At 40.0% G+C, this 16,895-nt stretch carries 14 protein-coding genes; 11 read left to right on the forward strand and 3 right to left on the reverse strand.

Annotated elements, in window-relative coordinates; genetic code table 11:
- Nucleotides 1-8 precede the first annotated feature (8 nt).
- Complete coding sequence (locus tag L2737_RS22430) at nucleotides 9-662, reverse strand: LuxR C-terminal-related transcriptional regulator (protein WP_102526908.1); 654 nt, start codon at nucleotides 660-662, stop codon at nucleotides 9-11.
- Nucleotides 663-924: 262 nt separating this feature from the next.
- Here L2737_RS22430 and prfC point away from each other — a divergent pair, with 262 nt between their 5' ends.
- The 9 genes from prfC (at nucleotide 925) to deoD (ending at nucleotide 11,116) form a co-directional block, all read left to right on the forward strand.
- Nucleotides 925-2,508, forward strand: coding sequence for a peptide chain release factor 3 (prfC, locus tag L2737_RS04550; RefSeq protein ID WP_102526909.1), 1,584 nt, complete (start codon nucleotides 925-927; stop codon nucleotides 2,506-2,508).
- A gap of 120 nt (nucleotides 2,509-2,628) precedes the next feature.
- Nucleotides 2,629-2,889 (forward strand): DUF5363 family protein, encoded by a 261-nt coding sequence (locus tag L2737_RS04555; RefSeq protein WP_248954926.1) that lies wholly within the window; start codon nucleotides 2,629-2,631, stop codon nucleotides 2,887-2,889.
- Nucleotides 2,882-3,643 carry a TatD family hydrolase gene (locus L2737_RS04560; protein WP_248954927.1) on the forward strand — a complete coding sequence of 254 codons (762 nt, stop codon included), beginning with the start codon at nucleotides 2,882-2,884 and terminating at the stop codon, nucleotides 3,641-3,643. The genes L2737_RS04555 and L2737_RS04560 overlap by 8 nt, the downstream gene beginning before the upstream one ends.
- A gap of 181 nt (nucleotides 3,644-3,824) precedes the next feature.
- On the forward strand, nucleotides 3,825-5,087 hold the full coding sequence (locus tag L2737_RS04565; RefSeq protein ID WP_102526912.1) for a NupC/NupG family nucleoside CNT transporter: 1,263 nt from the start codon (nucleotides 3,825-3,827) through the stop codon (nucleotides 5,085-5,087).
- Between the two features lie 362 nt (nucleotides 5,088-5,449).
- Complete coding sequence (locus L2737_RS04570; protein WP_248954928.1) at nucleotides 5,450-6,310, forward strand: nucleoside-specific channel-forming Tsx family protein; 861 nt, start codon at nucleotides 5,450-5,452, stop codon at nucleotides 6,308-6,310.
- Between the two features lie 451 nt (nucleotides 6,311-6,761).
- Complete coding sequence (gene deoC / locus L2737_RS04575; protein ID WP_229368947.1) at nucleotides 6,762-7,535, forward strand: deoxyribose-phosphate aldolase; 774 nt, start codon at nucleotides 6,762-6,764, stop codon at nucleotides 7,533-7,535.
- 186 nt (nucleotides 7,536-7,721) lie between these two features.
- The gene (gene deoA / locus L2737_RS04580; RefSeq protein ID WP_248954929.1) at nucleotides 7,722-9,053 is read left to right on the forward strand and encodes a thymidine phosphorylase; all 1,332 of its coding nucleotides are present in this window, start codon (nucleotides 7,722-7,724) and stop codon (nucleotides 9,051-9,053) included.
- Between the two features lie 12 nt (nucleotides 9,054-9,065).
- Complete coding sequence (locus L2737_RS04585; protein WP_248954930.1) at nucleotides 9,066-10,280, forward strand: phosphopentomutase; 1,215 nt, start codon at nucleotides 9,066-9,068, stop codon at nucleotides 10,278-10,280.
- 125 nt (nucleotides 10,281-10,405) lie between these two features.
- Entirely contained in the window at nucleotides 10,406-11,116 is a 711-nt protein-coding gene (deoD, locus tag L2737_RS04590) for a purine-nucleoside phosphorylase (RefSeq protein ID WP_102526917.1), read from the forward strand.
- A 119-nt stretch (nucleotides 11,117-11,235) separates the two neighbouring features.
- Here the strand turns inward: deoD and L2737_RS04595 are convergent, their stop codons facing one another.
- Nucleotides 11,236-12,093, reverse strand: coding sequence for an AhpA/YtjB family protein (locus L2737_RS04595; protein ID WP_248954931.1), 858 nt, complete (start codon nucleotides 12,091-12,093; stop codon nucleotides 11,236-11,238).
- Nucleotides 12,094-12,180: 87 nt separating this feature from the next.
- Here L2737_RS04595 and serB point away from each other — a divergent pair, with 87 nt between their 5' ends.
- The gene (gene serB / locus L2737_RS04600) at nucleotides 12,181-13,167 is read left to right on the forward strand and encodes a phosphoserine phosphatase SerB (RefSeq protein ID WP_229368943.1); all 987 of its coding nucleotides are present in this window, start codon (nucleotides 12,181-12,183) and stop codon (nucleotides 13,165-13,167) included.
- 273 nt (nucleotides 13,168-13,440) lie between these two features.
- Nucleotides 13,441-14,343 carry an alpha/beta fold hydrolase gene (locus tag L2737_RS04605; RefSeq protein ID WP_248954932.1) on the forward strand — a complete coding sequence of 301 codons (903 nt, stop codon included), beginning with the start codon at nucleotides 13,441-13,443 and terminating at the stop codon, nucleotides 14,341-14,343.
- A gap of 49 nt (nucleotides 14,344-14,392) precedes the next feature.
- Here the strand turns inward: L2737_RS04605 and L2737_RS04610 are convergent, their stop codons facing one another.
- The gene (locus L2737_RS04610; protein ID WP_248954933.1) at nucleotides 14,393-16,789 is read right to left on the reverse strand and encodes a PilZ domain-containing protein; all 2,397 of its coding nucleotides are present in this window, start codon (nucleotides 16,787-16,789) and stop codon (nucleotides 14,393-14,395) included.
- Nucleotides 16,790-16,895 lie beyond the last annotated feature (106 nt).

Raw genomic sequence — 16,895 nt, forward strand, 5'->3', positions numbered from 1 at the left:
AACTTTGCTTACTGTAAGTTCTCTTTGACCCAACTCATTGCTTGCAGTCTATTTTTTACATCAATTTTTTTAAAGACTTTATATAAATGAGATTTCACAGTATGTTCGCTTACGAAAAGAATATCAGCTATTTCAATATTGGATTTGCAAGTTGGTAGTAATGCCAATACATCAAGCTCTCGAGATGTGAGTGCCGTTGTTGGTTGTGCGGATGGTTTAAAGTCAGTTCTATAGTGTTGCAAAAGCTCTGTCATGACACTACGTGGCAACCAGTATTCTCCATTGAGAATTTTTTCCATACCAATAATAAACTCTTTAAGAGGGGTATTATTGGCAAAAACGCCACAGCAATTAGGCCATCTTAAGATTTTTTGTTTGTCATGGAAATCATCAGTATTGAGCAGAATTGTTGAAATGTTGCCAGTGTTAGAGGCTAGAATATTTTGCCAGTGAAGGGTTTCGTCTTCATCTAAGTTATTGACATCAATTAATAACAAGCTGTTTTCAGGGCACGATTGAGCCAAAAGCAATTCACATTTTGAGATACGAACTACTTGGTTAAGGTTATCTTTAATAAATTGGCTTAATATTCTATTTTGAATATTGTCGGAGCCCAGCAAGGTTAAGGTATAGATAGTCATAGTCTTAATTTTGTATTTCACTTAAGTATCATAGATTAGTCGAATGAGTCATATCCTCTATAAGTGTTAAATTACCAACAGAAGTAATATCCTCTAACCTAAGAGTGATTATAGTTGTTTTTTTGAGCTAAAAATATCTTATTTATATTAAATTACCATGATACTTAGGGAAAAAAATAAACCTAGATAGACTTTGTTTATGTAGGGTACGCTTTACCTAGCCAACTATCCTTGGAAAAGCTATAATTTGCGCCATTTTTATCATGCTAGGGCAAAGTAACTCATGTCAGCTCACACAGTCGAGGTCGATAAACGTCGTACCTTCGCGATTATTTCGCATCCAGATGCCGGTAAGACCACTATTACCGAAAAGGTACTTTTATTCGGACAAGCTATTCAAACTGCAGGTACCGTTAAAGGCCGTGGCTCTAAGCAACATGCTAAGTCAGATTGGATGGAAATGGAGAAAGATCGTGGTATTTCTATCACGACCTCTGTCATGCAGTTCCCATATAGCGATTGTCTGGTAAATTTACTCGATACTCCTGGTCACGAAGACTTCTCAGAAGATACTTACCGTACCTTAACTGCTGTTGACTCATGTTTGATGGTCATTGACTCCGCTAAAGGTGTCGAAGATCGTACCCGTAAGCTAATGGAAGTGACCCGTTTACGTGACACGCCGATTGTGACCTTCATGAACAAATGTGACCGTGATATCCGCGATCCTATGGAAGTGATGGATGAAGTTGAAAATGAGCTGAAAATTGCCTGCGCTCCGATCACTTGGCCTATTGGCTGTGGTAAATCATTCAAAGGTATTTACCATATTCACCGTGATGAAGCTGTTTTGTATCAGTCTGGCTTAGGTCATATGATCCAAGAAGTTCGCACAGTGAAAGGTATTGATAACCCAGAACTAGATGTTGCAATTGGCAGTGAGCTTGCTGAAATCTTACGTGAAGAGCTTGAACTTGTTGTGGGTGCTTCTCATGAGTTTGATTTAGATGCGTTTCTTAGCGGAAAATTATCACCAGTATTTTTTGGTACTGCATTAGGTAACTTTGGTGTTGACCATGTATTAGATGGCTTAACAGAGTGGGCACCTAAGCCACAGCCGCGTGCGACTGAAGCAAAAGTGATTCAAGCTGAAGATGAAAAATTCAGTGGCTTTGTATTTAAAATTCAAGCGAATATGGACCCAAAGCATCGTGACCGTGTGGCATTTATGCGTATTGTTTCTGGTAAATACCAGAAAGGCATGAAGATGCATCATGTACGTGCCGGTAAAGATGTTCGTATTTCAGATGCATTGACCTTTGTTGCAGGTGATCGTGAGCAAGTTGAAGAAGCTTATCCAGGTGACATCATTGGTTTACATAACCATGGCACTATTCAAATTGGTGACACTTTCTCTCAAGGTGAGAAGCTTAAGTTTACCGGTATTCCTAACTTTGCTCCGGAAATGTTCCGTCGTATTCGCTTGAAAGATCCATTAAAACAAAAGCAATTACTGAAGGGCTTAGTGCAACTTGCTGAAGAAGGTGCAGTTCAAGTCTTTAGACCACTTGATACCAATGATCTTATTGTTGGCGCAGTGGGTGTACTACAATTTGAAGTCGTTGTTGGTCGTCTTAAAAGTGAATATAACGTAGAAGCAATCTATGAAGGCATTAGTGTCTCGACTGCTCGCTGGGTATATTGTAAAGATGAGCGTAAATTAGAAGAATTCCGTCGTAAGTGCAGTACTAACCTTGCACTAGATGGTGGTGATAACCTAACTTATATTGCGCCAACCATGGTAAACCTTAATTTATCAATGGAACGTTATCCTGATATTGAATTTGCTAAGACTCGTGAGAACTAAGCATTAATTCAATATTGGTATAATTTTAAAGGCGGGTAACCGCCTTTTTTATTGCCTGAATTTTAATAAGTGAGCCAATAGCCAATAAATGTATGCCATCAGTTTTTCTAAGGGAGCGTTATGCCATTGAACACAAATAAAACTCTGATTTTATTGCGCTACCTTTTCTTACCTTGGAAGGCTTATATTCGCTGGTGTGACAAGATGGGGCTGACGCTAGAGAATAAAAGAAGTTGTGCCCCTCGAATTGAAGAGCCCCAGCTGAATGTTGATGTTCTTGCTTACATGAAAAAAAATCGAATAAAACCTGAAAGAACCCAATTGGATTGTAATAACAATGATGAGGGGACTGAGTCTTTGAAGGAGAACCTGCATGATTGATACTCATGCACACCTTGACCTTGAGGATTTTGATCATGATCGAGAGACGTTATTTACCACAATGCGAGCCCATGGCATTACTAACGCAATCATACCCGGTATTAGTGAAACGCAATGGTGTAAACAAATTGCGATTGCCGCTGAATTTAATTGCTACTACGCCTTAGGCATTCACCCTTGGTATGTCCCTAACAATATTGATGATTCATTAACTTTATTAGAACGAAAAATAATCGAACATAAAGATAATGCTCGTTTTGTTGCGCTCGGCGAGTGTGGTCTTGATAAATTAAAGCCACACTTTCCTATGCAATTAGAGTTACTTTCTGGGCAGTTAACAATGTCTGTCAGGTTTCATCTTCCTGTCATATTGCATGCGGTAAAATGTCATCAACAGTTAATTGAATTATTAATCCGTAACCCCAACCCTCGAGGCGGTGTGATACATGGTTTTTATGGTGGGCCTGAGCTAGCAAAGCGCTATATTGATTTAGGATATAAATTGGGAATAGGGGGATTATTGATGAACCCTAATGCTAAAAAATTACGCAAAACGATCACAGAAATAGACATCAAACATTTCTTAATTGAAACAGACTCACCGAGTATGACGCCATATAATGCACTTGAAAAACGAAATACGCCGCTTCATTTGCCAAAGTTCGTTTCAGAGATCGCATATTTACAGAAAAAAACAACTGTTTCTATTTTAGAACGATTGAATAAAAACGCCTCCCAACTGTTTGAGCTGTAATTCTTTTTTTTTAAACACAGTTATTAATTAATATTAATGTTGCATAAGATCCTGAAATTAAACTCTAAAAGTATGATCTAATCCACGATTTTCATCTGCTCCTCAGTTATAATCATTAACGGAAAATAGGTGAGTTAACAACAAATATACAAATCGTTAACATAAATAAGGGTGATGATTAATGGATATACTAATGAGTCTAGTAGGTGTGGTTACCATACTAGCAATCGGTTATGCACTATCAAATAATAGAAAAGCAATTAATGTTCGTACTGTTGGTGGCGCTTTAGCTATCCAAGCGTTCTTTGCTGGTTTTGTTCTATATGTTCCAGTGGGTAAAGACATCTTAAAAGGTGTTTCTGATGCTGTTTCTAGCGTTATTGGCTATGCACAAAGTGGTATTAACTTCTTATTCGGCGATTTAGCCCAATTTAAAGTTGGTTTCATTTTCGCTGTTAACGTTTTACCAGTTATCGTATTCTTCTCTTCTCTAATTGCAGTTCTATACTACTTAGGCATTATGCAGTGGATCATCCGTATTATCGGTGGTGGTTTACAAAAAGCATTAGGCACAAGCCGTACTGAGTCTATGTCTGCTACTGCTAACATCTTCGTTGGTCAAACAGAAGCGCCTCTAGTTGTACGTCCATTTATCGCGACAATGACTAACTCTGAATTATTCGCAATCATGGTTGGTGGTCTTGCATCAATCGCGGGTTCAGTATTAGCTGGTTACGCACAGATGGGTGTACCAATTGAGTACTTAGTTGCGGCATCATTCATGGCTGCTCCTGGTGGTCTTATGATGGCTAAACTAATGCATCCTGAAACTGAAGAAGCTAAGAACGAAATGTCTGAGCTTCCTGAAGATCCTGACAAGCCAGCTAACGTTTTAGACGCTGCTGCTGCAGGTGCTTCATCAGGTATGCATTTAGCGCTTAACGTAGGTGCGATGTTAATCGCATTCGTTGGTCTAATTGCAATGATCAACGGTATCATCGGTGGTGTTACTGGTTGGTTTGGTCTTGAAGGTATTACTTTAGAACTTATTCTAGGTTACATCTTTATGCCTTTAGCATTCTTAATCGGTGTACCTTGGAACGAAGCACTTGTTGCCGGTTCATTCATCGGTCAAAAGATTGTTGTTAACGAATTCGTTGCATACCTTAACTTTGCTCCTTACTTACTTGATGCATCAGCTGAAGGTTACCAAGTAGTAGCAGAAACGGGTCTGATGATGACTGACAGAACCAAAGCGATTATCTCTTTCGCACTTTGTGGTTTTGCTAACTTATCTTCAATTGCGATTCTATTAGGTGGTTTAGGTGCTATGGCTCCTAGCCGTCGTCATGACTTAGCTAGACTAGGTATCCGTGCTGTTATGGCCGGTTCACTAGCTAACTTAATGAGCGCAACTCTAGCAGGTCTATTCTTAGCGATTTAATCCTAAGATAGGTTTGACGATGAGCTTATTAAAGGCCGTTATTACTCAGGTAATAACGGCTTTTTTTTTGTGTATTTTAGCTAACTTTAACCAAAGTTTAATCTGTTTTTATTTTGTCTGGCATGTCAGTTGCTATGACAAGTTAGTAGTGATTTATATTGATTTAGTCAAAAATTGCAGTTTATTAGACATAAACGTTCTAAGTTGTTAGTGAAAAGTAGAGATATTGTTCACATTTTGGGATTAAGTATTCGTATTTTTACCAATTCTTATTGAGCTTTTATTCATTAGATGTACAATGCAAACGTTTATAAAAATCGCCACCCTCGAAGGTGGTAATAAATATATCAATGGGGTTGATAATGAAAAACGTTAAAACTTTAGCTTTAGCTGCTACAACTATCGCTGCAATGTCTGCACCTGCTATGGCTGCTGACAGAACTGATCTTCGTGCTGGTGATTACAGCTGGATGCAGTTCAATGCAATGTACGCAGTAAATGAACTTCCGCGTGATGGTTCTACTGATAATGGCCATGATTACTTAGAAATGGAATTTGGTGGTCGCGCTGGTGTTGTTGATTTATACGGTTATGTTGATGTGTTCAACATCACAAACCGCGATTACGGTGATAAGAATAACGGCGCAAGCAAAATGTTCATGAAGTTTGCTCCTCGTTTCTCTTTAGACGCAATTACAGGTAAAGATTTATCATTTGGCCCTGTTCAAGAAGTTTACATCTCTACTCTATTTAACTGGGGTGGCGGCGCTATCCGTGGTACAGATGTGAATGGTAATGAGACAAATGACGTAAACAACGCTTCTATTGGTATCGGTGCTGACGTTATGGTTCCATGGTTAGGTAAAACTGGCATGAACTTATACGGTTTTTACGACTTGAACCTAAAAGAGTGGAATGGTTACCAGTTCTCAGCTAACTGGTTCAAGCCAGTTATGAACTTTGATAATGGTTCTTTCGTATCATTCCAAGGTTACGTAGATTACCAATTTGGTGCTGATGAAAAGTACGGTAATGAATTTGTACCACAAACTACTAGTGGTGGTGCTGCATACTTCGGTCTGCACTGGCATTCAGATAACTACGCTGTAGGTTACGGTCTTAAAGCATACCAAGACGTTTACTTACTTGAAGATGGCGGCGGAATCGTTGGCCTAGAAACTACAGGTTTCGCACATTACTTCACTGCAACTTACAAGTTCTAAATTAAACTTGTAAGCGATTGGAGCCACTAAAATAGTGGCTCCAAATTTATTCTTAAATATCCAAAAAAATCTTAAAATATGTTAGTCTTTACTTAAGTACATCGAAAAGTTTGTTAGAATGTATTTAAATAAATATTAACGTCCAAACAGTGGTTTATTTGAACTAACTTTTGATGATTTCGTCATATATGGTTCAACTTAATAGTTTGGATTGATTTGCGCGCTAAAAGGGATTTTTCGCGGAATGGATGGGACAATGTCATTGTTTCACCTCTTCCGGTCTTCAAGGATTCAAGTCGTGGTACTCGTTATCATATTGAATACTTAGTTCAGTAACTTATGAATTAATTTACTGGCAATGCTCGAAGGCCCGGCCTCACAATTAATCTACTGCCAGCTTTACGCATTGCCAAAACAAGATTTTATTAGGTTTTTGTTTCGGAGAGCAAACATGAGTGATTTAAAAAAAGCAGCACAATTAGGTATCTCTTTAATGGATTTAACGACATTAAATGACGATGACACTGATCAAAAAGTGATTGATTTATGCCACAAAGCTAACACAGCTGCTGGCCATACTGCTGCAATTTGTATTTACCCTCGTTTTATTCCAATAGCTCGTAAAACGTTAAATGAGCTGAATTGTGAAGATATCAAAATTGCAACAGTGACTAACTTCCCACATGGTAATGATGATATTGCAATTGCAGTATTAGAAACTCGTGCTGCTGTTGCTTATGGCGCAGACGAAGTTGATGTTGTATTCCCATACCGCTCGCTGATGGCAGGAAATGAATCTTTAGGATTTGAACTTGTTAAAGCCTGTAAAGAAGCCTGTGGCGATGAAGCAATTTTAAAAGTCATCATTGAATCTGGCGAGCTTAAAGATCCAGCTCTTATTCGTAAAGCTTCAGAGCTTTCAATTGATGCTGGCGCAGACTTCATTAAAACATCAACGGGTAAAGTGCCTGTTAATGCAACGCTAGAAGCCGCTGAAATCATGCTTACAGTCATCAGTGAAAAGAACCGCAACGTTGGTTTTAAACCTGCAGGTGGCGTTCGTGATGCTGCTCAAACTGCTGAATTTTTAGGTGTTGCTGAGCGTTTACTTGGCGCTGACTGGATTAGCCCTGCAAGCTTTAGGTTCGGCGCTTCAAGCCTATTAACAAGCTTATTGCATACGCTTGAACTGTCTGATGCTCCTCAAGGCGCACAAGGCTACTAAATAGAGAGTGGCTAATTAAAGACTTCAAGTTGATTAATCTCGTCATTAGTTAGCCAAACTTGTTTTAACGGTTTTAATTGATAGCATCGATCACCATCGCATTCATGTGATTGGTGCCATCTTGTTAAGGCGGATTGTACTGACTCTAAATGATTAGGGCTTATACATGATGTTGGAGGAAATAGTATGTTTCTCGCTCAAGAAATTATTCGTAAAAAACGTAATGGTGAAGCTCTCAGCAAAGCTGAAATACAATTTTTTGTAGATGGTATTACTCAAAATACTGTCTCAGAAGGTCAAATTGCCGCTTTCGGTATGGCTGTTTACTTTCAAGATATGAACATGGATGAACGTATTGCCTTAACCACAGGCATGCGCGATTCTGGCACTGTATTAAACTGGGATTCATTGTCATTAAATGGCCCTATCATCGATAAGCACAGCACTGGCGGTGTGGGTGATGTTATTAGTTTAATGCTTGGCCCAATGGCTGCTGCCTGTGGCGGTTATGTGCCGATGATTTCAGGTCGTGGTTTAGGTCACACTGGCGGCACACTAGATAAATTCGATGCAATTCCAGGTTACCAAACCGAACCATCTAGTGAATTATTCCGTAAAGTCGTTAAAGAAGCTGGTGTTGCCATTATTGGCCAAACAGGTGATCTAGTCCCTGCTGATAAACGCTTTTATTCCATTCGAGACAATACCGCTACAGTTGAGTCAATCTCGCTTATTACCGCTTCTATTCTTTCCAAAAAACTCGCAGCTGGGCTTGATGCTTTAGCGATGGATGTCAAAGTAGGTAGTGGCGCTTTCATGCCAACTTATGAAGCATCTGAAGAGCTTGCTCGCAGCATTACTGCGGTAGCGAACGGTGCAGGCACTAAGACGACCGCTCTACTCACAGACATGAACCAAGTGCTGGCGTCTTGTGCAGGTAATGCAGTAGAAGTGCGTGAAGCGATTAATTTCTTAACGGGTCAATACCGTAATCCACGTCTTTATGAAGTCACGATGGGTTTATGTGCTGAAATGCTGGTATTGGGTGGAATTGCCCAAAATGATGCTGAAGCACGTAATAAGTTAACTACCGTATTAGATAACGGTAAAGCTGCTGAGATATTTGGTCGTATGGTATCAGGTCTTGGCGGGCCGACTGACTTTATCGAGTCATATGATAAATATTTACCTCATTCGCAAATCATTCGTCCTGTGTATGCAACCGAACAAGGTTTTGCCCATAGTATGGATACTCGCGAGTTAGGTTTAGCCGTTGTCACACTTGGTGGCGGACGCAGAAAGCCTGGTGACAAATTAGATTACAGTGTTGGCTTAACAGAAGTTTGTGCTTTAGGTGATCAGATTACACCTGATAAACCTATCGCCATGATACATGCACAATCTGAAGCGGCATTTGAAGAAGCTTCAGCCGCGGTACAAAAAGCGATTCACATTAAAGATTCAGCGCCAGAGAAAACGCCTGAAATTTATCGCTATATCCGCGCTTCAGATTTATAAGGGAGTGAGATTATGAAACGTACATTTATTATGATGTTGGATTCGTTCGGTGTAGGTGCTGCAACGGATGCTGATAAATTTGGTGATGTTGGCTCAGATACTTTTGGCCATATTGCTCAAGCATGTGCCGAAGGTAAAGCGGATATTGGTCGTCAAGGACCATTAAAGCTACCTAACTTAGCCAAGCTTGGCTTAGGCCATGCGGGTTTTGAAAGCACGGGTAAATTTGCTGATGCGTTTGGCGATAATGTCGAGGTTATCGGCGCCTATGGTCATGCTGATGAACTAAGCTCTGGTAAAGATACACCGAGTGGTCATTGGGAAATGGCGGGTGTACCTGTTCTATATGAATGGGGTTACTTTTCTGACTTAACAAACTCATTCCCACAAGAGTTAACTGATAAAATCTTAGCTCGTGCAGGTTTAACCGAGTTTTTAGGCAATTGCCACGCATCAGGTACTACAATACTTGAAGAGCTTGGTGAAGAACACATGCGTTCTGGTAAGCCAATTTTTTACACCTCTGCTGATTCGGTATTTCAAATTGCCTGTCATGAAGAAACTTTTGGTTTAGAAAACCTTTATCGTTTGTGTGAAATCACTCGTGAAGAGTTAGAGCCTTATAATATTGGCCGTGTTATTGCGCGTCCATTTGTGGGTACTGGCCCTGATGATTTCGCTAGAACAGGCAACCGTCATGACTATGCGGTATTACCGCCTGCTCCAACAGTATTAGATAAACTTAAAGATGCCGGTGGTGAAGTGGTGAGTATTGGTAAGATTGCCGATATTTATGCCAACAGCGGTATTACGCAAAAGTTTAAGGCCACTGGGCTTGAAGAGTTATTTGATGCAACGCTTGAACAAGTTAAGCGTGCAGGTGATAACACTATCGTGTTCACCAATTTTGTTGATTTTGACTCTCATTATGGCCATCGTCGTGATATAGCAGGTTATGCCAAAGCGTTAGAGTATTTTGACCAACGCTTACCTGAACTATTAGCCTTGCTGAATCCTGAAGATTTGATTGTATTTACAGCGGATCATGGTTGCGACCCAAGCTGGCAAGGTACTGAGCATACTCGTGAGCGAGTGCCTGTGTTGGCATTAGGCGCTGGTTTAGCTGCAGGTTCATTAGGTCGTCGTAATAGTTTTGCTGACATAGGTCAGTCAATTGCGAGTTACTTTGAGCTTGAGCCAATGGAATATGGTGAATCTTTCATTTAACAATGAAACTTACTGTCTTCTAACGATATTATTGTTAATAAATATAGTAGAATCGGTTTGAGTAATTAAGGGGATGACTTAATTACTCATTTTAAAGATTTAAGATAAAAATATAGGGGTTTTTCATGGCTACACCACATATTAATGCTGTTGACGGTGCTTTTGGCGAAACAGTTTTATTCCCAGGCGATCCATTACGTGCAAAATACATTGCTGAAACGTTCTTAGAAAACGTTGAGCTAGTGACTGATGTTCGTAACATGTTTGGCTACACTGGAACTTATAAAGGGACTCGCATCTCTGTTATGGGTTCAGGTATGGGTATTCCTTCTTGTTCAATCTATGCTCATGAGTTAATCAAAGAATACGGTGTTAAAAACCTGATTCGTGTTGGTACTTGTGGCGCGATCAGCACTGACGTAAAAGTACGTGACGTAATTATTGGTATGGGTGCTTGTACTGACTCACAAGCCAACCGTTTACGTTTCAAAGGTCAAGACTTTGCTGCTATTGCAGATTATGGCCTAATGAGCGCTGTTGTTGATTCAGCTAAAGCTCATGGTACTAACATCCGTGTTGGTAACGTTTTCTCTGCTGATTTATTCTACACTCCAGATCCTTCTATGTTCGACACAATGGAAAAAATGGGTGTTTTAGGCGTCGAAATGGAAGCTGCTGGCCTTTATGGCGTAGCACACGAACTTGGTGCTAAAGCATTATGTGTCGTAACTGTTTCTGACCACATCAGAACTGGCGAAAAGACCTCTTCTGACGAGCGTCAAACTACGTTCAATGACATGATTGTTATGACATTGGATGCAGCAATTACTCTTTAATGTAGAGTCTTTGCTCACTAAAAAGGGATAACGTCAGCGTTATCCCTTTTTTGATGTCTCTTTTTAAGCTATACCCTGATACTTAGCTAAAGTTTGTAGCCTGTTCAACTTAATACAGGCTATCGAGTTTTAGATTTATTCTTACTGCTGGTATCTTCAGCTTGTTCTTCTTTGATGTCAGATAGCTCTTGAAACTCTAGTTTTACTGCTTCGTCTTGGCTAATGTCATTCTTGTCAAAGCCACTGTCGTTTAAGTCACTGTCCTTAAAGTCGCTTGCATTTATGTCACTGTCATTTAAGTCAGTGTCATTTAGCTCATCTTCAGCGGTATTTTCAATCATACTATTTTGTAGCAAGTTGCTATTTTTGCGCCCTTGCTTAGCTCTGGTTTTACGGCGATCAAAGTCTGCACGTTTAAAAGATAAGGCTCTTGAAAGTAATAAGCCGATAATGCCCGCTACAATCAACATTGTTTGCTGCAACTTCATATTTTCTTGATATAAGGTTTTAATTTCATCAAAGAAAATGCGCAGATTTAACCGTACTTCAATATAACCTAAGTTATTTTCGCCCTGAAGCACGTTTTCAATCAGTGGCGGGTAAGGGGAGAGAAGTTGCTTAAGTTCCTTGTCATCGGCGTCGAAGTTATCTTCTGAAACAGATTGAGCAAAGGCGAGTCTAACGCCTTGGGCATCATATATATTAACTGACATGACTTTAGGATCATCAATCAGTGCATTAGCAAGCCATTGAAGCTGTTCATCATTTTGCAAAAACATTGCTGGCGCAGCTCCGTTAGCAGCCTGTTGCGCTAGCAGCCTTGCCATGATCTGGGTTTGCGAATTAAGCAATTGCTGGCCGTTATTGAGACTGGATTTCCACAGGTGTGTTAGCCCTATCAGCAAAATAATCGCCAAGACGATTTGAATTAGCCTACTGATTTTTTGACTTTTCTTAAGACCTTTAACAAAAATCACTTTAATCCTTGGTATTTTTTCTATTTAATTAATACTAATCGAAATATTTAATAGTAGATAGTCGCAATCATTGAGGAAATGCAGTCGATGGAAAGTCAGAAAAATATACAAGCTTTAACTTGGTTATTCTCAGGGTTTGATGCGTCTTTTACTCATAGTGATATAACACTGACTCGTTATTTTGAAGATGAGTTTATTAATAATATTCAGATAAAACAGCCGCATCGATTTCGGGTGATATTTGATGAGTCGGCATTTGATGGGATTAGTCAGTGGTTTGAAGGTTTAGAACAAGATTGTTCTATTGCGGTGTTAATGCGCCACAACAGCCTGAAAGGAGTTGAGATTGCTTCATCTTCTCGATTAACCCAATTAATTGAACAGTTTCCTGCTGACATAAATGCCGAGATACTTGAAGTGACTCAAGCATTACCAAGTTTTTTTAAGCCGGGCTTATTGGTCATGGATATGGACTCAACGGCGATTCAAATTGAATGCATAGATGAACTAGCAGCAATGGCGGGTGTGGGCGATGCTGTTTCAGAAGTCACAGAAAGAGCAATGCAGGGTGAGTTGGACTTTGAAGAAAGTCTGCGATTGCGTGTCGGTAAACTTGCTGGTGCCAGTGAAGAGATTATTACGACACTATGTCAGAACTTGCCATTAATGCCAGGGCTTGAAAGCTTAGTTGCTGAGCTTAAACCTAATGATTGGAAGTTAGTATTAGCATCTGGCGGCTTTACGCCTTTTGTGGGCCACTTGAAAGAGCTGTTAAAGCTTGATGCAGCTTATGCGAATGAACTGGTAATTAAAGACGGCAAGTTAACAGGTGAAGTCACTGGTGAAGTGGTAGATGCGCAATATAAAGCCGATGTGATTGATAAAAGCAGCGCATCGTGGCAAATAGCAGCAGGTCAACGAATGGCAATTGGCGATGGCGCAAATGATATCCCAATGGTTAATGCGGCAGACTTTGGGGTCGCTTTTCATGCTAAACCTAAACTGCTTGCGGCCGCTGATGCCAGTATTCAAAAACTAGACTTACGTTGTTTAGTGTTTTACTTACAAGGCTAAGCTATTCAATAAACTAGACAATAAACTAAACAATAAACTGAACTTGTCGCGATGGTGCTTTTTATTGTGATGAGGTTTGCTTGGCAATGAGTTTGTTAGGAAAACTGGTGTGCTCTTGCTGGTGAAGTCGCTCTCTAGCATGAGCGACTTAATTCAAATAGATTTGATTAAATCTATTTGGCTGATTAGATTTATTACTCTAATTTACTTGTAATTAACACTCGCTGTGTTTACCGTGGTTATATTCATGATGACGGATATATCAAGACTTGTATGCAGCACTCTCATTACCTTCCTTACCGAAATGGAAAACTTCATCTTCGCCATATCAAAGCTAACCCTTTATCTCAGTCGGGTAGCGATAGTCGTACCCCCATCTTGATGCTTCATGGTGCTATGTCTAATGGGCGGGTTTTTTATAGCCCTTCAGGTAAAGGATTAGGCTGTTATCTTGCTGAGCAAGGCTATGATGTTTATGTACTGGATACAGCGGGTAGAGGGGCGAGCGAGCCAAGAATTGATGCTGATTATCACATGGGACAAACAGAAGTGATTTTAGAGCAGTTGCCCATTGCCCACGCGTTCGTGCTGCAGCATGCTAAAGCACAAAAGGTGCATTGGTGTGCCCATTCATGGGGTGGGGTGTTAATGGCCAGTAGTTATATTCGTTTAGCTGCTTTGCGCGATGAAGTGGCGTCATTTGTTACATTTGGTAGTAAAAGAACCATTAAAGTGTCGTCATTTAGAAAAACCATGATGGTAGATTTGTTTTGGAATCGCCTCGCGCCGCTAATGACTAAGTATCAAGGCTATCTTGCAGCCGATAAGTATCGCCTGGGAATGGATAATGAAAGCCGGTTATCGTTATTGCAAACTATTGATTGGGTTAGAGGCGACTGGATTGATGCAGAAGATCAGTTTGATTATAGCGAGGCGGTACAAAATATTAAGTGGCCGAAAAGCTGGTTTATTGCAGGTAAAAAAGACTTTGTTCTGGGCAATCCTTCAGACGTTAAAGACATGATGAGTGAGTGTGGACTGGAGCATGCTGATTATACTTTGCTTGCCAAGGATAAAGGCTTCAAACAGGATTACACCCACGCAGGAATGCTCACCGATAAATCTGCTGTGACAGATCACTTTCCGCTCGTGAGTGATTGGTATAACCGTTTTTAGGTTTAAAAGGCTTTATGCAGAGCTTAGCTACACTTAGAAATTGTTAAGTTTAATTATTAACTGAATTTTCTATATGTAGCTCAGGGAAGCGAACCTCTACTTCAGCGGTAATATCTAATAGTTCTCCGCTGCCGATGACCTGCCATAGGCGCTCTTCAAGCTGCTTAGCTCTATGTTTTGCATGGATAGTGATATATTCCATTTCACGTCGTATATAGCTCATATCGGTTTTTTCTGTAGCACCGAAGTAAACGCGTAATGCCATAAAACGTCCAACTGATTGGGCATGGTGAATGAAACTAATTTGTGCATTGCGACTATTAAAATCATTCATCAGTTGCGACTGAATATTAATAGCACCTCTTCCTTGACGAGATATTTGCATGAATATTTCAAAGTATTCCACACCATCAATAGGCTTCATGGCTCTGATAGGGTCAATAATGTGCTGTTTAAACTGGGCTTCATCAAATAATGGTGTGAGGTTAAAGCTAAGTGGTTGCGTCGAACCTGCAGCAAAAAGGTGGCTAATTTCATCGTTTTTAGTACCAATACCAATACAAGCCAGTTGTGCCGATTTTTTGGTTTTTTCAACGAAATAAGGCACACCAACAAGTTGTCTTAATAGTAAATTTTTCATTCCGTCAGCGAGCTCTTTAAGCTCACCTTCATCATCCGATAGTTGCTCAAACTTATCTCGGTTGTGGTTAATAAGCTTATTGATAAACTCAACACCAGCATGAGGCTCGTGGCCAACGATGGCTGATAAATGTAATGTTTGATGATTATTACGACTACGGATTAATTGATATGGCAGGTTCTTTAATTCTGTTTTACCCGCGATAGCTTGCAGCTTTGGAAAGTGTAGACTGACTTCAGCAGGACTTGCAAATTGAGTATTGTCTTCAAGGGTAAACTGCAAACCTCGAGTGGATATATCATGGGTTATACCACGGCTCTTTTTGCCTTCTTGCTCAATTTCGATAATGGTTTTAAATGCAAAACGAGCTTCTCTTCTACGCTCACTAAATGGCATAGATAAACGCTTAACGGTATTTTTTTTCAGTTTTAGCTGATTAAATATTTTAAGCGAATTGACGTTGTCGCCTTCATTAAACCATGCACGATAATTAGGCCTGACATCTTCATTAGTTAAATCAACGATCTGTAAGATATAACTAAACCTTGCCAATTGTTGTTCGGTCAATGCCGAATACTGGCTTTCATCGCCAGGAAGGGTAGAGGTTTTATAATTTAATTTATGATCAACCTTTTGTTGCGCAACCTTATAGATACGCCAGCTCTCTTTTGCTGCGCCAAACCCAAAGAATAGCTGCATGGCATTATGTTGTTTCAACTCATGTAATGAAGCTGAAAAATACTGGGTAACGCCTTTGGCTTGGTGGGTAAAGCAAAAGAATAAACTGTGATCAGTTTCTTCGGGGTATTTAAGCAGGTTAACTAATCGATTATTGGTCAACATGCTGGGCAGTTGACTCACTTCTTTTTCGTCAAGAAAATACTGCAAAATGGGTTGGTTGCCACGACTTAGCAGCTTGTGACTGATAAAAGGCTTACCGTCAGCTACTGATATATACAGCGGCATGTGTGCCAGCATAGGCAAGTAGTGACGCTCAAAACCTAATCCCGTAGCATTCACGATGACATCATTAACATCCACTTTATAACGAAACTTATAGCCACGGATAAGTTGGGTGAGCATTTTATCTAATTCAACGCTATCACCCATGCGCCGTAAGCGCATAATAGCGCTGTCATCTTTATTCTGGATATCGACAATTTGATAGTCGACACCGTTTTGCAGGTCTTCAAAAAAGAATTCTTCGTTAAGTTCTAATAGCTTAATTCGCAGTGGTTTGTCTTGGTCAAAGCGATGCTTAGCTGGCAGTCGAACTCTGGCACCGCCAACGGATAGATCTAAGCTCGCACCGATAACGTCTGCACCGCCATCTTGAGAAGCTGAGATACGAATAGAGTAGTTCATTCGTTCTTCACTGCGATTAAAGTAACTTCCCATGACAACACCTGGTACCACTAACTCTGAACTCTCTATGGTAGGTTCTTGCTTATTTAGGCGTAATTGTTCTTTGCGATGTCTATGTTCATTAAGTACGTGCTCATAAACACCGATTGTGTACTTGTTACGATAAATTTGTAGTGCTTGGGCTAATGAAGCTTTTGCAGGCTCATCAAGAAAGTGACGCTGTTTAGCCACGCTGACTTCTTCGCAGTGCAATTCTGTTTTATCGCGTAAATCAATTATTCGGGTACATATAGCAGAAAGGCGATTCAGTTCCATTTTGAGCAAAAATCGAGTCGAATTAGATTCGTCGATAGTCAGCTTTTCAAAGACATCTTTGAAATCTGGTTCCATCAGTAGCGGTTTGAGTTGTTCTATTAGCTGACTATGGTCTTCTATGCTCATTGGCTCTTTTCAGTTTTGGTGCGAGAACTAGGTGCTAAATATAAGTCTGACTGGTAGTCTTATCGGCTAGCGAAATACTTACTTTATACAAATTTAATTTATGTGT

Source organism: Shewanella electrodiphila, from assembly GCF_023283985.1.
In the GTDB taxonomy this organism is placed as follows: domain Bacteria; phylum Pseudomonadota; class Gammaproteobacteria; order Enterobacterales; family Shewanellaceae; genus Shewanella; species Shewanella electrodiphila.

Bases quoted from the DNA above. Each gene is read 5' to 3' on its own strand.
- prfC (WP_102526909.1), top strand. From the start codon at position 925: ATGTCAGCTCACACAGTCGAGGTCGATAAACGTCGTACCTTCGCGATT.
- L2737_RS04555 (WP_248954926.1), top strand. From the start codon at position 2,629: ATGCCATTGAACACAAATAAAACTCTGATTTTATTGCGCTACCTTTTC.
- L2737_RS04560 (WP_248954927.1), top strand. From the start codon at position 2,882: ATGATTGATACTCATGCACACCTTGACCTTGAGGATTTTGATCATGAT.
- L2737_RS04565 (WP_102526912.1), top strand. From the start codon at position 3,825: ATGGATATACTAATGAGTCTAGTAGGTGTGGTTACCATACTAGCAATC.
- L2737_RS04570 (WP_248954928.1), top strand. From the start codon at position 5,450: ATGAAAAACGTTAAAACTTTAGCTTTAGCTGCTACAACTATCGCTGCA.
- deoC (WP_229368947.1), top strand. From the start codon at position 6,762: ATGAGTGATTTAAAAAAAGCAGCACAATTAGGTATCTCTTTAATGGAT.
- deoA (WP_248954929.1), top strand. From the start codon at position 7,722: ATGTTTCTCGCTCAAGAAATTATTCGTAAAAAACGTAATGGTGAAGCT.
- L2737_RS04585 (WP_248954930.1), top strand. From the start codon at position 9,066: ATGAAACGTACATTTATTATGATGTTGGATTCGTTCGGTGTAGGTGCT.
- deoD (WP_102526917.1), top strand. From the start codon at position 10,406: ATGGCTACACCACATATTAATGCTGTTGACGGTGCTTTTGGCGAAACA.
- serB (WP_229368943.1), top strand. From the start codon at position 12,181: ATGGAAAGTCAGAAAAATATACAAGCTTTAACTTGGTTATTCTCAGGG.
- L2737_RS04605 (WP_248954932.1), top strand. From the start codon at position 13,441: ATGCAGCACTCTCATTACCTTCCTTACCGAAATGGAAAACTTCATCTT.
- L2737_RS04610 (WP_248954933.1), bottom strand. From the start codon at position 16,789: ATGAGCATAGAAGACCATAGTCAGCTAATAGAACAACTCAAACCGCTA.